The sequence below is a fragment of the Pseudomonas sp. 2848 genome (assembly GCF_003253945.1).
In the GTDB taxonomy this organism is placed as follows: domain Bacteria; phylum Pseudomonadota; class Gammaproteobacteria; order Pseudomonadales; family Pseudomonadaceae; genus Aquipseudomonas.
This window is the reverse complement of the sequence record NZ_QKZD01000007.1, coordinates 102,003-117,650: the sequence shown is the minus strand read 5'-3', so window position 1 is coordinate 117,650 and position 15,648 is coordinate 102,003. Positions and strand designations below refer to the sequence as shown.

Sequence of the window (15,648 nt, the reverse complement as noted above, 5' to 3'; positions counted from 1 at the left end):
ATCAGCGACAGCACTGTGCCATTAGCGCCATGCGAGCATGGCGGTCTGCGCGATCCTTGCATGCCAAACGCTTGGCGCCGGGCTACTATCACTGGCCTTCGGGGCTGCTGTGCGGCCCCAGTTCCCGAATACGACGATGGACCGCCCGATGTTGCGCACGATCTACCTGCTCGCCAGCCTGCTCGCCTTCCTATGTCTCACAGCCCTCTGGTATGGGCTGGGCAAGCCGGTGCACCTGCCCGACGCCGCCAGCCCTGCGCACAAGCTGCAGTGCGCCTCGTACACCCCGTTCGACAAGGACCAGTCTCCCTTCGACCAGCCGTTCCGCCTGCGCCCGGCGCGCATGGACGCCGACCTGGCGTTGCTCAGCAAGCGTTTCCAGTGCATCCGCACCTATTCGATGACCGGCCTCGAGGCGATCCCGGCGCTGGCGCGCAAGCACGGGCTGAAGGTGATGCTCGGCGCCTGGGTCAACGCCAACCCGGTGGACACCGACAAGGAAGTCGAGCTGCTGATCGCCGCGGCCAACGCCAACCCCGACGTGGTCAGCGCAGTGATCGTCGGCAACGAGGCGCTGTTGCGCAAGGAAATCACCGGCGAGCGCCTGGCCGGCCTGATCGACAAGGTCAAGCGCCAGGTCAGTGTGCCTGTGACCTACGCCGATGTCTGGGAGTTCTGGCTGCAGCATCCGCAGATCGCACCGGCGGTGGATTTCCTGACCATCCACCTGCTGCCCTACTGGGAAGACGACCCTCGCGGCATCGATGCGGCGCTGGCCCATGTCGCCGAGGTGCGCCAGGTGTTCGGCAACCGCTTTGCGCCCAAGGACATCCTGATCGGCGAAACCGGCTGGCCCAGCGAAGGCCGCCAGCGCGAAACCGCCGAGCCGAGCCGGGTCAACGAGGCCCGCTTCATCCGCGGCTTCGTTGCCCTGGCCGAAACCAACGGCTGGCGCTACAACCTGATCGAAGCCTTCGACCAGCCGTGGAAGCGCGCCAGCGAAGGCGCCGTGGGCGGCTACTGGGGGCTGTACGACGCCGACCGCCAGGACAAGGGCGTGCTCGAAGGGCCGGTGAGCAACCTGGCATTGTGGCCACAATGGTTGCTGGCCAGCGTGATCCTGATGCTGGCGGCCCTGGCCCTGGCCGGGCGCCCGGCCGACCAGCGCGCCGCTCTGCTGTTGCCGTTGCTCGCGGCCCTGGGCGCTGGCTGCCTGGGGCTGTGGGGTGAGCTGATGCGCACCAATGCCCGCTTTGCCGGCGAATGGCTGTGGACGTTTGCCCTGGTCGGCCTGAACCTGCTGGTGCTGGCCCACGGCGCGCTGGCGCTGGCCCGCCGTGACGGCTGGCGTCAGCGGCTGTTCGCCTGGTTCGAGAAGCACGCGGGCACAGGGTTGCTGGCGGCAGGGTTCGCGGCAGCGGTGAGCATGCTGGCGATGGTATTCGACCCGCGCTATCGCAGCTTCCCCAGCGCGGCATTGCTGCTGCCGGCAGTGGTCTATCTGTTGCGACCGGTACCGGCGCGGCGAGCGGAGGTGGCGCTGCTGGCCTTCATCGTGGGTGCCGGGGTGGCGCCGCAGTTGTTCCGCGAAGGGCTGCAGAACCCGCAGGCGTGGGGCTGGGCGGTGGTCAGCGTATTGATGGTCGGAGCGTTGTGGCGCAGCCTGAGGTTGCGCCCGGCGTGAAACCGAGCGCGAGGACTTCTTCCTCGATTCGCCGGCAAGCCGACTCCCACAGAAAAGCGCGTCAGACCTTGTGGGAGCCGGCTTGCCGGCGATGGGCCGCCCAACGGCTGCGCATTTACCGTACCAGCCGCAACCCCGCCAGGACCAACGCAAACACCGCGATGCTCGCGGTATACAGCACCAGCGCCGGAACCCCGAGCGCCAACGCCAGCACCGCCAGCCACCAGCCGCCCCGCCCCGGCAACAACTGACAGACCAGCGCCAGGCCCAATGCCCCCCAGGCCATGACCTGGAAATGAATTCCCAGCCCGAGCAACGATCGCGCCTGGCATTGCCAGATGTCCCCTGGCGCACTGCACAACCCGACCCATCGGGCATCCTCCATCAACCCATAACGCACGCCATAGCTGGCCGCCAGCCACAGGAGCAGGCCCACCAGCAGGACAAAGAGTGGCCAGGTACGAGACATCCGGTTCTCCAACAGCGGTAATGGAAACGCTGCATGATCCCTCACAGGGGCGCTGAAAGGCAAAATCATGGCCCCGCAGCTATGTTGCACAAGACAAACGTTGGCTGGCGCGGCAACATCTGGTGCGACGAACGACAGGGCGACGGGCAACTTTGTCCAGCCTGTCGTGGTCCTAGCCTGCGTAATGCACGACCTTGCGTTTTCCTTGGGGGACTTCATGCTTCGATCTTTGCGTCTCGCCGCCCTGCTAGGTGGCCTGCTCATGGCGGCGGCCGCCTCGGCGCGGGATATTGATGCCGCGAGCTACGGTTACCCGTTGACCAACCCGTTCGAGGCGACCATCGCCACCACGCCGCCGGAACAGCGCCCGACGCTGCCCAGCGACGATGACATCGACCAGGCCGACTACAGCCTCACCCTGCGCCCGGAACGCGAGTTCACCCTGCCCGACAACTTCTGGTCGGTGAAGAAACTGCGCTACCGCCTGGCCAAGCAAGACCACGAAGCGCCGCTGATCTTCCTGATCGCCGGCACCGGCGCGCCGTACTCCAGCAGCATCAACGAATACCTGAAGAAGCTGTTCTACCAGGCCGGGTACCACGTCGTGCAACTGTCCTCGCCCACCAGCTGGGACTTCATGAGCGCCGCCTCGCGCTTCGCCACCCCCGGGGTGTCGAGCGAAGACGCCAAGGACCTGTACCGGGTCATGCAGGCGGTGCGCGCCCAACAGGCACGCCTGCCGGTGAGCGAGTATTACCTGACAGGCTACAGCCTGGGTGCGCTGGACGCGGCGTTCGTCAGCAAGCTCGACGAAACCCGCCAGAGCTTCAAGTTCAAGCGTGTGCTGCTGCTCAACCCGCCAGTCAACCTGTACACCTCGATCACCAACCTGGACAAGCTGGTACAGACCCGGGTCAAGGGCATCGACCGCAGCACCACCTTCTATGAACTGATGCTGGAAAAGCTCACCCGCTACTTCCAGGACAAGGGCTACATCGACCTCAACGATGCGTTGCTCTACGACTTCCAGAAGTCGCGCCAGCACCTGTCCAACGAGCAGATGGCCATGCTCATCGGCACCTCGTTCCGCTTCTCGGCCGCCGACATCGCCTTCACCTCCGACCTGATCAACCGTCGTGGGCTGATCATTCCGCCGAAGTTTCCGATCACCGAGGGCAGCAGCCTGGAGCCCTTCTTCAAACGCGCCCTGCAATGCGACTTCGACTGCTACCTGACCGAACAGGTGATCCCCATGTGGCGCGCGCGCACCGACGGCAACAGCCTGCTGCAACTGGTCGACCAGGTGAGCCTGTACGCGCTGGAGGACTATCTGCGCGACAACCCGAAGATCGCCGTGATGCACAACGCCGACGACGTGATCCTCGGCCCCGGCGACATCGGCTTCCTGCGCCGGGTGTTCGGCGAACGCCTGACGCTCTACCCCCATGGCGGCCATTGCGGCAACCTCAACTACCGCGTCAACAGCGACGCCATGCTGGAGTTCTTCCGTGGTTAACAGACTGCTGCTCGTCACCGCCCTGCTCGCCAGCGGCTGCGCCCTGGCCGAGGAAGTCGCGCCGCGTGCCAGCGTGGTGGAGGCCGACAAGACCGAAACCCTCACCGTGGAGGCCGACGGCTTCGTCGATCCACTGCGCGAGCTGAAATTCAACCCCGGCCTGGACCAGCGCGAGTTCGAACGCTCGACCCTGGCCGCGCTGAACATCTACGACCCGCTGGAGTCGCTGAACCGGCGCATCTACCACTTCAACTACCGCTTCGACCAATGGGTGTTCCTGCCGGTGGTCGACGGCTACCGCTACGTCACGCCCGGCCTCGTGCGCACCGGGGTGAGCAACTTCTTCAACAACCTGGGCGATGTGCCCAATCTGTTCAACAGCGTGCTGCAGCTCAAGCCCAAGCGTTCAGCGGAAATCACCGCGCGGCTGATGTTCAACACCATCATCGGTGTCGGTGGCCTATGGGACCCGGCGACCAAGATGGGCCTGCCTCGGCAGAGCGAGGACTTCGGCCAGACCCTGGGCTTCTACGGGGTGCCGGACGGGCCGTACCTGATGCTGCCGATCCTCGGGCCGTCGAACCTGCGCGACACCACCGGGCTGGTGGTGGACTATGTGGGGGAGAAGGAAATCAACTACCTGAACGTGCCCGACACCGCCAGCGACCACCCGGAACTCACCGTATTGCGGGCAGTGGACAAGCGCTACACCACAAACTTCCGTTACGGGCAGACCAACTCGCCGTTCGAGTACGAGAAGCTGCGATACGTGTATACCCAGGCGCGCAAGTTGCAGATCGCCGAGTGAACAGGGGCCGCTGCGCGGCCCTTTCGCCGCGGTTCGTCGCTACGACAAGCCGGCTCCCACAGAGACAATGCATCCCTTGAGGCCAATGCAGTAGCTGTGAGCGCCGGTATAGGAAACCTCAAATCCCCAGGAACTGGCACAGCTCCCGCTTCTTGGCCAAGGCGTCATTGCGCCCCAACTCGATCAGTTCGCTGCAATAGCTCGCCTCGAACAGCAGGTAGCTCAGCACCCCTGCCCCGCTGGTCTTGGTCGCCCCCGGCCCGCGCAGGAACAGCCTCAGCGCCGCCGGCAGCTCGCGGCGATGACGGGCAGCAATCTCGTCCAGCGGCTGGCTGGGCGCCACCACCAGTACCTCGATCGGCGCCAGCCCCAGGCGCCGGGCGTCCAGGTGCGCCGGCAGCAGGTGGCTGAGGTGATTGAGCCGCTGCAGCAACTCGATATCGTCCTCGAGGCTGTCGATGAAGGTGCTGTTGAGCATATGTCCGCCGATCTGCGCCAGGCTCGGTTGCTGTCCGCTGAACACGCGCTGGGTCGGCAAGGGCGGCGAGGGTCGCTGAGGGTTGCCGCTGACCCCGACCACCAGCACGCGACTGGCCCCCAGGTGCAGCGCCGGGCTGATCGGCGCCGGCTGGCGCACCGCGCCGTCACCGAAGTACTCCTCGCCCAGGCGCACCGGCGCGAACAGCAAAGGAATCGCCGAGCTGGCCAGCAGGTGGTCGATGGTCAGCGGCGTGGGCATGCCGATGCGGCGGTGGCGCAACCAGGGTTCGATGGTGTCGCGGCCCTGGTAGAAGGTCACCGCCTGGCCGGACTCGTAGCCGAACGCGGTCACGGCGATGGCGCGCAACTGATTGGCCGCCAGTGAGTGAGCGATGCCGTCCAGGTCCAGATGCTCGTGCAACAGGCGGCGCAATGGGCGGCTGTCGAGCAGTGCCACCGGCACCTGGCCGCCGAGCCCCAGCAGGCTGTGGCCAACGAAGCGGCTGGCCTGGCGGATCACGCCTGGCCAGTCGCTGCGCAGCACCAGGTGGCTGCGAAAGTTCTGCCAGAAGGCCGTCAGTTGCTGCACCGACTCGGCGAAGCGGGTGGCGCCGCTGGCCAGCTTGACCGCGTTGATCGCGCCGGCCGAGGTGCCGACGATCACCGGAAAAGGATTGGCGGCGCCCGGTGGCAGCAGTTCGGCAATGCCGGCCAGCACGCCGACCTGGTAGGCGGCGCGGGCACCGCCGCCGGAGAGGATCAGGCCGGTGGTTGAGGTCATGCATCCTTCCTGGAGTCAGTGGTTGCCAGTACCGGCCCTGTCGCGGGGCAAGCCCGCTCCCTAACGCTTTTTCTTGTCGTACAGCCGTGGTTCGCCTTCAGGCCGCGATTTGAAGCGCCGATGCGCCCACAGGTACTGCTCCGGGCACTCGCGCAGCACACCCTCGACCCACTGGTTGATGCGCAGGCAGTCGGCCTCCTCGGTTTCGCCGGGGAAGTCCGCGAGCGGCGGATGCACCACCAGGCGATAGCCGCTGCCGTCCTCCAGGCGCTTCTGGGTGAACGGAATCACCCGCGCCTTGCCCAGCCGGGCGAACTTGGTGGTGGCGGTGACGGTGGCCGCGGGAATACCGAACAGCGGCACGAAGATACTTTGCTTGATGCCGTAGTCCTGATCCGGCGCGTACCAGATCGCCCGCCCCTTGCGCAGCAGCTTGAGCATGCCGCGCACGTCGTCGCGCTCCACCGCCAGCGAGTCGGCGTTGTGGCGCTCGCGGCCGCGGCGCTGGATGAAGTCGAACACCGGGTTGCCATGTTCGCGGTACATGCCGTCGATGGTGTGCACCTGGCCCAGCAAGGCAGCGCCGATCTCCAGGGTGGTGAAGTGCACGGCCATGAGAATGGCCCCCTCTCCTTCACGCTGGGCGGCCTGCAGGTGCTCGATGCCTTCGATGTGCGCCAGCCGCGCCAGTCGGGCCTTTGGCCACCACCAGCTCATGGCCATCTCGAAGAAGGCGATGCCGGTGGAGGCAAAGTTTTCCTTGAGCAGGCGCTGCCGTTCGTCGCCGGACAGCGCCGGGAAGCACAGCTCCAGGTTGCGCGCAGCGATACGCCGGCGCTCACCCGCCAGCCGGTACATCACCGCGCCCAGGGCGCGCCCCAGCCCCAGCAAAGCCCGGTACGGCAGCTGGGCGACCAGCCACAGCAGGCCCAGGCCCAGCCACAGCCCCCAGAATCGCGGGTGAAGGAAAGAGGATCGAAAACGCGGGCGTTCCATTGAAGCTTCCGGCAAGACATGAGCCCGGCATTCTACATCGGTTGCGGGCAAACGGTCTTATCGCTATAAGTCAGGGCACTTTTTTCGCAACAAGCCGTCTATGCAGACCATGAGCCCCAACCCGACACCCGATAACGCACCCGTGTTCCAGCTCAAGGGCAGCATGCTTGCCATCACCGTGCTGGAACTGGCGCGCAACGACCTCGAATCCCTCGACCGCCAGCTGGCGGCGAAGGTCGCGCAGGCGCCGAATTTCTTCAGCAACACACCGTTGGTGCTGGCCCTGGACAAGCTGCCCCATGACGAAGGCGCCATTGACCTGCCCGGATTGATGCGCGTGTGCCGTCACCATGGCCTGCGCACCCTGGCGATCCGCGCCAGCCGCATCGAGGACATCGCCGCCGCGATCGCCATCGACCTGCCGGTGCTGCCGCCGTCCGGCGCCCGCGAACGGCCGCTCGAGCCGGAGCCCGAGGTGAAGAAGCCCGAGCCCGCGCCAGCGCCGCCAGCTGCGCCGGCCGAACCCGAAGTTCGCCCGACGCGGATCATCACCTCGACGGTGCGCGGCGGCCAGCAGATCTACGCCCAGGGCGGCGACCTGGTGGTGACCGGCTCGGTCAGCCCCGGCGCGGAACTTCTCGCCGATGGCAACATCCATGTGTACGGCGCCATGCGCGGCCGTGCCCTGGCCGGCATCAAGGGCAATACCAAGGCGCGCATCTTCTGCCTGCAGATGACCGCAGAAATGGTCTCCATCGCCGGCCAGTACAAAGTGTGCGAAGACCTGCGCCGCGACCCGCTGTGGGGTTCGGGCGTACAAGTCAGCCTGTCCGGCGACGTGTTGAACATAACCCGTCTTTAACGGATACTTGCCGGCATTTTTAGCGCAACTTTTTTCCCGTTGCCGTTTTTTGTATTTGCAGGGACGTCTGTCCCGAATTATTTAGGGGTGAAACACCTTGGCCAAGATTCTCGTGGTTACTTCCGGCAAGGGGGGTGTGGGCAAGACCACCACCAGCGCCGCCATCGGTACCGGCCTCGCACTGCGCGGGCACAAGACGGTCATCGTCGACTTCGACGTCGGCCTGCGTAACCTCGACCTGATCATGGGCTGCGAACGCCGCGTGGTGTACGACTTCGTCAACGTGGTCAACGGCGAGGCCAACCTGCAGCAGGCCCTGATCAAGGACAAGCGCCTGGAAAACCTGTTCGTGCTGGCCGCCAGCCAGACCCGCGACAAGGACGCGCTGACCAAGGAAGGCGTCGAAAAGGTATTGATGGAGCTCAAGGACCAGTTCGACTTCGTGGTCTGCGACTCGCCGGCCGGTATCGAGAAAGGTGCGCACCTGGCGATGTACTTCGCCGACGAAGCCATCGTCGTGACCAACCCGGAAGTCTCGTCGGTACGTGACTCCGACCGCATGATCGGCCTGCTGTCGAGCAAGTCGCGCCGTGCGGAACAGGGCGAAGACCCGATCAAGGAACACCTGCTGATCACCCGCTACCACCCCGAGCGCGTCGAAAAGGGCGAAATGCTTGGCGTCGAGGACGTCAAGGAAATCCTTTCGGTCGAACTGCTGGGTGTCATCCCCGAATCCCAAGCCGTGCTGAAGGCCTCCAACCAGGGTATCCCGGTCATCCTCGATGACCAGAGCGATGCCGGCCAGGCGTACAGCGACACCGTCGACCGCCTGCTGGGCAAGCCCAAGCCACTGCGGTTCATCGAAGTGCCGAAGCAAGGATTCTTCGCGCGCCTGTTTGGAGGCAAATAAACCATGAACCTTTTTGACTTCTTTCGTGGCAGACAGAAACAGAGCAGCGCGTCGGTAGCGAAAGAGCGTCTACAGATCATCGTGGCGCACGAGCGTGGCCAACGCAGCACCCCGGACTACCTGCCTGCCTTGCAGAAGGAGCTGGTCGAGGTGATCCGCAAGTACGTCAACATCGGCAACGACGACGTACAGATCGAACTGGAAAACCAGGGCAGCTGCTCGATTCTGGAACTGAACATCACCCTGCCTGATCGCTGATCGCGCAGCTGGGTGTAATCATTGGGGCTGCTTTGCAGCCCATCGCCGGCAAGCCGGCTCCCACAGACAACGCGGGATCCTGTGGGAGCCGGCTTACCGGCGATGGGCCGCAAGGCGGCCCCAGTGCTTTCTGCCATTTCACCGAGACCGAGCAATGCCGCTGTCGAACATCCAGATCCTTCACGAAGACGCCGCCGTCCTGGTGATCAACAAGCCGACCCTGCTGTTGTCGGTGCCGGGCCGCGCCGAGGACAACAAGGACTGCCTGATCACCCGCCTGCAGGAAAACGGCTACCCGGAAGCGCTGATCGTCCACCGCCTGGACTGGGAAACCTCGGGGATCATCCTGCTCGCCCGCGACGCCGACAGCCACCGCGAACTGTCACGCCAGTTCCACGACCGCGAGACCGAAAAGGCCTATACCGCGCTGTGCTGGGGCCAGCCCGCGCTCGACAGCGGCAGCATCGACCTGCCCCTGCGTTACGACCCACCGACCAAGCCGCGCCACGTGGTCGACCATGAGCAGGGCAAGCATGCCCTGACCTTCTGGCGCATCGTCGAGCGCTGCGGCGATCACTGCCGGGTCGAACTGACGCCGATCACCGGGCGCTCGCACCAGCTGCGCGTGCACATGCTGTCGATCGGCCATCCGCTGCTCGGCGACCGGCTGTACGCCAACCCCGAGGCGCTGGCGGCCCATGAGCGGCTGTGCCTGCATGCCTCGATGCTGAGCTTCACCCATCCGGTGTCTGGCGAACGCCTGAAATTCGAGTGTCCGGCGCCGTTCTGAGACTCGGGCCCGATCGCGGGGCAAGCTTGCTCCCACGCTTCGCGATAGGGCTGACACAATTTTTCGAGCATTTACGCTAAACTCGCGCCACTGCTGTCTGGAGTGACTTATGCGCGATGCCCTGAACGCCGGCCTGATCGAATTCCTCAAGGCCTCCCCGACGCCCTTCCACGCCACCGCCAGCCTCGCGCAACGCCTCGAGGCCGCCGGCTACCAGCGCCTGGACGAGCGCGACAGCTGGGCCACTACGCCTGGTGGTCGCTACTACGTGACCCGTAACGATTCCTCGATCATCGCCATCAAGCTCGGCAAGCATTCGCCGCTGATCGGCGGTATCCGCATGGTCGGCGCCCACACCGACAGCCCATGCCTGCGGGTCAAGCCGCAGCCCGAGCTGCAGCGCCAGGGCTTCCTGCAACTGGGCGTCGAAGTCTATGGCGGCGCCCTGCTAGCCCCTTGGTTCGACCGCGACCTGTCGCTGGCCGGCCGGGTCACCTTCCGCCGTGACGGCAAGGTGGAAAGCCAGCTGATCGATTTCAAGCTGCCGATCGCGGTGATCCCCAACCTGGCGATCCATCTCAACCGCACCGCCAACGAAGGCTGGCAGATCAACCCGCAGACCGAGCTGCCACCGATCCTGGCACAGGTCGCCGGCGACGAGCGCATCGACTTCCGCGCCCTGCTCACCGAGCAGTTGGCCCGCGAGCATGACCTCAACGCCGACGTGGTGCTGGATTACGAGCTGAGCTTCTACGACACCCAGGACGCCGCGTTGATCGGCCTGAACGGCGACTTCATCGCCGCCGCCCGCCTGGACAACCTGCTGTCGTGCTACGCCGGCCTGCAGGCGCTGCTGAACGCAGAAGGCGACGAGACCTGCGTACTGGTGTGCAACGACCACGAGGAAGTCGGCTCCTGCTCGGCCTGCGGCGCCGATGGCCCGATGCTCGAGCAGACCCTGCAACGCCTGCTGCCCGATGGCGACGACTATGTGCGCACCATCCAGCGCTCGCTGATGGTCTCGGCCGACAATGCCCACGGCGTGCACCCCAACTACGCCGACAAGCACGACGGCAACCACGGGCCCAAGCTCAATGCCGGCCCGGTGATCAAGGTCAACAACAACCAGCGCTACGCCACCAACAGCGAAACCGCAGGATTCTTCCGCCACCTGTGCATGGCCGAGGAAGTACCGGTGCAGAGCTTCGTGGTGCGCAGCGACATGGGCTGCGGCTCGACCATCGGCCCGATCACCGCCAGCCACCTGGGCGTGCGCACGGTGGATATCGGCCTGCCGACCTTCGCCATGCACTCGATCCGCGAGCTGTGCGGCAGCCATGACCTGGCCCACCTGGTGAAGGTGCTCGGCGCCTTCTACCGCAGCCGCGAACTGCCCTGACGGCCAACCCGCTCCCACGCGACCCCGTGGGAGCGGCGGTGCGACTTGCCCACCGCCTGCCCCCGGTCAATCCGCCTCGCTTGCAAAGCGCTATGCTTGATACATGGCCCCCAAAACAGAAGGATGCTGTCCATGTCATCGCCGTTCCTGTCCCTGTTCGTGCCGGTGTTCCTGTTCCTGATGCTGCTGACCATCGGTTTCAGCCTGCGCGAGCGCAATGTCGGCGTGCTGATGATGTGGATCGGCACCCTCGGCATTTTCGGCCTCACCTGCTGGAAGATCCTCGAGAAACTGCCGTCGTAAACCTCTACACTCGGGCAAACGTTTGACCTGAGGTAGATTTCCCGGTGCCAGCCCTCCTGCGTTGCATCACGCTGCTGTTCCTTTTGCTCGCCACCCCAGCGCATGCCGCCGGCCTGCCCGGCCTGCTCGGTTCCAGCACGCCCGCCCAGCCCGAGGCCAACGAGCCCTTGGGCAAGTCCCTGGACGAGGTGATCAAGAACCTGGAAAACGACCAGCAACGCGCCAAGCTGCTGGCCGACCTGAAAAAGCTGCGCGACGCCACCCGGCAATCGCAACCCACCGTCGAACAGGGCGTGCTCGGCCTGATCGGCGGTGCCCTGCATGATTTCGAGAAACAGTTCAGCGGCGATGCCAGCCCGTTCAAGCGCTGGTCGCTGGAAATCGACCAGGCCCAGGACGAATTGGCCGCACTGGTGGTGCCGGTGCATCAATGGCCGGCGATCCTGTTCGGCTTCGCCGGAGTCATCCTGGTCTGGGGCCTGCTGGCCTATGCCTTCAACTGGATCGGCCACCGTGTGCGCCTGCGTTTCGGCCTGACCGAAGACCTGCCGCAGCACCCGCGGACCTGGGACCTGGTGCGCTTTGCCCTGCGCAAGCTGGGCCCATGGCTGGTGGCGCTGGTGTTCACCGTGTACCTGAGCTTCGCCCTGCCCTCCTCGCTGGGCAAGTCGATGGCCATGGTGCTGGCCTACGCGCTGGTGGTCGGCACCCTGTTCTCGGCGATCTGCGTGATTGCCTTCTCGCTGCTCGATGGCCCACATCGCCACCGTGCCCTTCACATTCTGCGGCACCAGGCGTTCCGCCCGCTGTGGCTGATCGGCAGCTTCGCCGCGTTCGGCGAGGCAATGAGCGACCCACGCCTGACCACCGCGCTGGGCAGCCACCTGGCCCACGCCCTGGCAACCCTGGCCAATGTGATCGCCGCGCTGTGCACCGGGCTGTTCATCCTGCGCTTCCGCCGCCCGATCGCCCACCTGATTCGCAACCAGCCCCTGTCACGGCGCCTGACCCGGCGCACCCTGAGCGACACCATCGAACTGCTCGGCAGCTTCTGGTATATCCCGGCGCTGATCCTGGTGGCAATTTCGCTGTTCGCCACCTTCGTCTCCGCCGGCGACACCAGCACCGCCCTGCGCCAGTCGCTGATGTGCACGGTGCTGGTGGTGGTGTGCATGGTGCTCAATGGCCTGGTCCGCCGCCATGCCGCCAAGCCCAGGCGCGCCAACAAGCGCCAGGCGGTCTACACCGAACGCCTGCGCAACTTCGGCTATGTCCTGGTGCACCTGTTCATCTGGCTGCTGTTCATCGAACTGGGCCTGCGTGTATGGGGCCACTCGATGATCAGCTTCGCCGAGGGTGACGGCCATGAAGTCAGCCTGCGCCTGCTGGGCCTGGCCGGCACGCTGATCGTCGCCTGGCTGGTGTGGATCCTCGCCGACACCGCCGTGCACCATGCCCTGGTGCATTCGCGGCGCGGGCTGGCCAACGCCCGTGCGCAGACCATGATGCCGCTGATCCGCAACGTGATGTTCGTGGTGATCGTCATCATCGCGGTGATCGTCGCCCTGGCCAACATGGGCATGAACGTCACCCCGCTGCTGGCCGGTGCCGGTGTCATCGGCCTGGCCATCGGTTTCGGCGCCCAGTCGCTGGTGGCCGACCTGATCACCGGCCTGTTCATCATCATCGAGGACTCGCTGGCCATCGACGACTACGTCGATGTCGGCGGCCACCTGGGCACGGTCGAGGGCCTGACCATCCGCACCGTGCGCCTGCGCGACATCGACGGCATCGTGCACACCATTCCGTTCAGCGAGATCAAGAGCATCAAGAACTACTCCCGCGAGTTCGGCTACGCGATCTTCCGTGTGGCCATCCCGCACAGCATGAACATCGACCAGGCCATCACCCTGATCCGCGAAGTGGGCCAGAAGCTGCGCAATGATCCGCTGATGCGCCGCAACATCTGGTCGCCGCTGGAGTTGCAGGGGGTGGAGAGTTTCGAGTCGGGCTCGGCGATCCTGCGTGCGCGGTTCAAGACCGCTCCGATCAAGCAGTGGGAGGTTTCGCGGGCGTTCAACCTGGCGTTGAAGCGCCAGCTCGATGAAGCGGGGTTGGATCTGGCGACGCCACGGCTGTCGGTGCAGGTGGTGACGGCTGGCGGAGGGGCGACGGCTCAGAGCAACGTTTCCAGCTAGATCGCATCGCGACCCGGCTTGCCCCGCGATGCTTTGTTACCCAGCCTCGGCGCGAATGCGGATCGCATCGTGCCGCCAGTACTCCAGGTCACAGTCGATCAGGTGCCCATGCTGGTCGCTGTTGACCCGGGTGATATGCAGCCCGGGGCTGCCAGCCGACACCTTCAAGGCAGCCGCCGCCTCCACCGGCAACGCCGTCGGCAGGATCTCGAAGCACACCTGCCCATAGTGAATCGCGTACTCCCGCGCATAGATCTCGGTCAGTGACCGGGCCAGGTCCAGCTCAAGGATTCCTGGGAAGTAGCGCGGGTTGAGATAGTGCTCGGCATACAGCACCGCCCGCCCGTCGATACGCCGCAACCGGCAGATCCGCACCACGCTGGACAGCGCCGGCAGCCGCAGGCGCGCGCAGATCGCCGCCGAAGCCGGCTGCAGCCGCGCCGACAGCAGCTGCGTACGCGGCTCGCGCCCCTGGTCTCGCACCATCGCATGGAAGTGGCTGCGCTCGATCAGGTCGTAGGTCAGACGCTCGGGCGCGACGAACCAGCCGCGCCGCTGTTCGCGGTAGATCAGGCCCATGGCCTCGAGCTGCACCAGGGCCTCGCGCAGCGTGATACGCGTGGTGTCGAACACCTCGCTGAGCCTGCGCTCGGCCGGCAGCTTGCCGCCGGGCGCCAGCAAGCCGTGTTCGATCTGCTCCTGCAGCGCGTGGCAGATGGCTGTTACCGCGCGCGGTGGCGTCGCTTGCATCAAAGGTTACCTATCTGGACTAGTCCAGCCCCGAAACGGGGCAGTTGGAGCGTAGTGCAAGCCTAGGCACGGCTGATGAACATCCTGTGACACAGGCGCCGCAGGGCACTTGCCAGATATGCCAGATCCGCGCCAGCCCACGCGAATCAAGGCTTTCGATCTGGTCTACGCTGTAGTTCCAGGGCCTTGGGCCTGCCACCCGCCCCCGCCCCTTACATCAAACTGTCACGCAACAGGCCTACCTTGGCGCAAGGTTTGCTGACCTAGACCAAGGGGTCGCAAGCACCGCTTCCGTTCATAACAACGAATGCAAGGCACCCACCAAAGGAGCTTCGGATGAAAAAGTTGTTCATGGCGTCACTGCTCGGTTCGGCCATCGCTTTTTGCACCTCGGCCATGGCCCAGGACCTCAAGGCCCTTGAAGACGCCGCCCGCAAGGAAGGCACGGTCAACAGCGTGGGCATGCCCGATGCCTGGGCCAACTGGAAAGGCACCTGGGAAGACCTGGCGAAAAAGTACGGCCTCAAGCACAGCGACACCGACATGAGCTCGGCCCAGGAAGTCGCCAAGTTCGATGCCGAGAAGGACAACGCCAGCGCCGATATCGGCGACGTCGGCGCGGCCTTCGGCCCGATCGCGGTCACCAAGGGCGTGACCCAGCCCTACAAGCCAAGCACCTGGGACCAGGTCCCGGCGTGGGCCAAGGACCAGGACGGCCACTGGGCGCTGGCCTACACCGGCACCATCGCCTTCATTATCAACAAGGATCTGGTGAAGGAAGAGGACCGCCCAAGCACCTGGCACGACCTGGAAAAGGGCAAGTACAAGGTCGCCATCGGTGACGTCGGCACCGCCGCCCAGGCCGCCAACGGCGTGCTTGCCGCCGCCATCGCCTACAAGGGCAGCGAAAGCAACATCGAGCCAGGTCTGCAACTGTTCACCAAACTGGCCCAGCAGAAGCGTCTGTCGCTGGCCAACCCGACCATCCAGACCCTGGAGAAAGGCGAGGTGGAAGTGGGCGTGGTGTGGGACTTCAACGGCCTGAGCTACCGCGAACAGATCGACCCGAATCGCTTCGAGGTGCTGATCCCCTCCGATGGCTCGGTCATCTCCGGCTACACCACCATCATCAACAAGTACGCCAAGCACCCTAACGCAGCCAAGCTGACCCGTGAATACATCTTCAGCGATGCCGGCCAGACCAACCTGGCCATCGGCCACGCCCGGCCGATCCGTGCCGAACACCTGAAGCTGCCGGCGGACGTACAGGCCAAGCTGCTGCCCAACGAGCAGTACAAGGCCGTCCAGCCAATCAAAGATGCTGCGGCCTGGGAAGCGACCTCCAAGGCCCTGCCACAGAAGTGGCAGGAGCAGGTGATCATCGAGATGGAATAAGGGGCAGATTCCCTTCTGCCTGAACCGGCCCTGTCGCCGGCAAGCCAGC

15 protein-coding genes are annotated in these 15,648 nt (G+C 65.2%); 11 read left to right on the top strand and 4 right to left on the bottom strand.

What is annotated here, in order from left to right:
- The first annotated feature begins 148 nt into the window (after positions 1–148).
- Positions 149–1,684: a beta (1-6) glucans synthase gene (locus tag DFS21_RS15400; protein WP_371926851.1), complete on the top strand. Its 1,536-nt coding sequence runs from the start codon at positions 149–151 to the stop codon at positions 1,682–1,684.
- 115 nt (positions 1,685–1,799) lie between these two features.
- Here DFS21_RS15400 and DFS21_RS15395 read toward each other — a convergent pair whose 3' ends face one another.
- On the bottom strand, positions 1,800–2,153 hold the full coding sequence (locus DFS21_RS15395; RefSeq protein ID WP_102685450.1) for a hypothetical protein: 354 nt from the start codon (positions 2,151–2,153) through the stop codon (positions 1,800–1,802).
- 217 nt (positions 2,154–2,370) lie between these two features.
- On the opposite strand from DFS21_RS15395, the gene DFS21_RS15390 reads away from it, so the two are divergent.
- A complete protein-coding gene (locus DFS21_RS15390) occupies positions 2,371–3,669 on the top strand; it encodes a serine/threonine protein kinase (RefSeq protein WP_102685449.1) in 1,299 nt (432 codons plus the stop codon).
- Complete coding sequence (locus tag DFS21_RS15385; protein WP_102685448.1) at positions 3,662–4,477, top strand: VacJ family lipoprotein; 816 nt, start codon at positions 3,662–3,664, stop codon at positions 4,475–4,477. Before DFS21_RS15390 ends, DFS21_RS15385 begins: the two co-directional genes overlap by 8 nt.
- Before the next feature lie 118 nt (positions 4,478–4,595).
- Here the strand turns inward: DFS21_RS15385 and DFS21_RS15380 are convergent, their stop codons facing one another.
- Positions 4,596–5,738, bottom strand: a complete 1,143-nt coding sequence (locus DFS21_RS15380; protein ID WP_111532603.1) for a patatin-like phospholipase family protein — start codon at positions 5,736–5,738, stop codon at positions 4,596–4,598.
- Positions 5,739–5,798: 60 nt separating this feature from the next.
- A complete protein-coding gene (locus DFS21_RS15375) occupies positions 5,799–6,734 on the bottom strand; it encodes a lipid A biosynthesis lauroyl acyltransferase (protein WP_102685446.1) in 936 nt (311 codons plus the stop codon).
- Between the two features lie 100 nt (positions 6,735–6,834).
- On the opposite strand from DFS21_RS15375, the gene minC reads away from it, so the two are divergent.
- From minC to DFS21_RS15345, 7 genes are all read left to right on the top strand, one after another.
- Positions 6,835–7,596, top strand: coding sequence for a septum site-determining protein MinC (minC, locus tag DFS21_RS15370; protein ID WP_102685445.1), 762 nt, complete (start codon positions 6,835–6,837; stop codon positions 7,594–7,596).
- A 97-nt stretch (positions 7,597–7,693) separates the two neighbouring features.
- Complete coding sequence (minD, locus tag DFS21_RS15365; RefSeq protein WP_023631119.1) at positions 7,694–8,506, top strand: septum site-determining protein MinD; 813 nt, start codon at positions 7,694–7,696, stop codon at positions 8,504–8,506.
- Positions 8,507–8,509: 3 nt separating this feature from the next.
- Positions 8,510–8,764, top strand: coding sequence for a cell division topological specificity factor MinE (gene minE, locus DFS21_RS15360; protein WP_023631120.1), 255 nt, complete (start codon positions 8,510–8,512; stop codon positions 8,762–8,764).
- Positions 8,765–8,918: 154 nt separating this feature from the next.
- Positions 8,919–9,554, top strand: a complete 636-nt coding sequence (locus tag DFS21_RS15355) for an RluA family pseudouridine synthase (RefSeq protein ID WP_046854572.1) — start codon at positions 8,919–8,921, stop codon at positions 9,552–9,554.
- A gap of 109 nt (positions 9,555–9,663) precedes the next feature.
- Entirely contained in the window at positions 9,664–10,953 is a 1,290-nt protein-coding gene (locus tag DFS21_RS15350; RefSeq protein WP_110701091.1) for a M18 family aminopeptidase, read from the top strand.
- 132 nt (positions 10,954–11,085) lie between these two features.
- On the top strand, positions 11,086–11,256 hold the full coding sequence (locus DFS21_RS26750; RefSeq protein WP_167388396.1) for a hypothetical protein: 171 nt from the start codon (positions 11,086–11,088) through the stop codon (positions 11,254–11,256).
- A gap of 44 nt (positions 11,257–11,300) precedes the next feature.
- Positions 11,301–13,454 (top strand): mechanosensitive ion channel family protein, encoded by a 2,154-nt coding sequence (locus tag DFS21_RS15345; protein WP_111532602.1) that lies wholly within the window; start codon positions 11,301–11,303, stop codon positions 13,452–13,454.
- A 36-nt stretch (positions 13,455–13,490) separates the two neighbouring features.
- Here the strand turns inward: DFS21_RS15345 and DFS21_RS15340 are convergent, their stop codons facing one another.
- Positions 13,491–14,204, bottom strand: coding sequence for a UTRA domain-containing protein (locus DFS21_RS15340; protein WP_111532601.1), 714 nt, complete (start codon positions 14,202–14,204; stop codon positions 13,491–13,493).
- Between the two features lie 336 nt (positions 14,205–14,540).
- Here DFS21_RS15340 and DFS21_RS15335 point away from each other — a divergent pair, with 336 nt between their 5' ends.
- Positions 14,541–15,599 carry an ABC transporter substrate-binding protein gene (locus tag DFS21_RS15335; RefSeq protein ID WP_110701097.1) on the top strand — a complete coding sequence of 353 codons (1,059 nt, stop codon included), beginning with the start codon at positions 14,541–14,543 and terminating at the stop codon, positions 15,597–15,599.
- Positions 15,600–15,648: the final 49 nt, after the last annotated feature.

Excerpts from the sequence above, each read along its gene's own strand:
- DFS21_RS15380 (WP_111532603.1), bottom strand. The coding sequence starts at position 5,738 with ATGACCTCAACCACCGGCCTGATCCTCTCCGGCGGCGGTGCCCGCGCC.
- DFS21_RS15355 (WP_046854572.1), top strand. The coding sequence starts at position 8,919 with ATGCCGCTGTCGAACATCCAGATCCTTCACGAAGACGCCGCCGTCCTG.
- DFS21_RS15335 (WP_110701097.1), top strand. The coding sequence starts at position 14,541 with ATGAAAAAGTTGTTCATGGCGTCACTGCTCGGTTCGGCCATCGCTTTT.
- DFS21_RS15350 (WP_110701091.1), top strand. The coding sequence starts at position 9,664 with ATGCGCGATGCCCTGAACGCCGGCCTGATCGAATTCCTCAAGGCCTCC.
- minC (WP_102685445.1), top strand. The coding sequence starts at position 6,835 with ATGCAGACCATGAGCCCCAACCCGACACCCGATAACGCACCCGTGTTC.
- DFS21_RS15400 (WP_371926851.1), top strand. The coding sequence starts at position 149 with ATGTTGCGCACGATCTACCTGCTCGCCAGCCTGCTCGCCTTCCTATGT.
- minE (WP_023631120.1), top strand. The coding sequence starts at position 8,510 with ATGAACCTTTTTGACTTCTTTCGTGGCAGACAGAAACAGAGCAGCGCG.
- DFS21_RS26750 (WP_167388396.1), top strand. The coding sequence starts at position 11,086 with ATGTCATCGCCGTTCCTGTCCCTGTTCGTGCCGGTGTTCCTGTTCCTG.
- DFS21_RS15390 (WP_102685449.1), top strand. The coding sequence starts at position 2,371 with ATGCTTCGATCTTTGCGTCTCGCCGCCCTGCTAGGTGGCCTGCTCATG.
- DFS21_RS15395 (WP_102685450.1), bottom strand. The coding sequence starts at position 2,153 with ATGTCTCGTACCTGGCCACTCTTTGTCCTGCTGGTGGGCCTGCTCCTG.
- DFS21_RS15375 (WP_102685446.1), bottom strand. The coding sequence starts at position 6,734 with ATGGAACGCCCGCGTTTTCGATCCTCTTTCCTTCACCCGCGATTCTGG.
- DFS21_RS15340 (WP_111532601.1), bottom strand. The coding sequence starts at position 14,204 with ATGCAAGCGACGCCACCGCGCGCGGTAACAGCCATCTGCCACGCGCTG.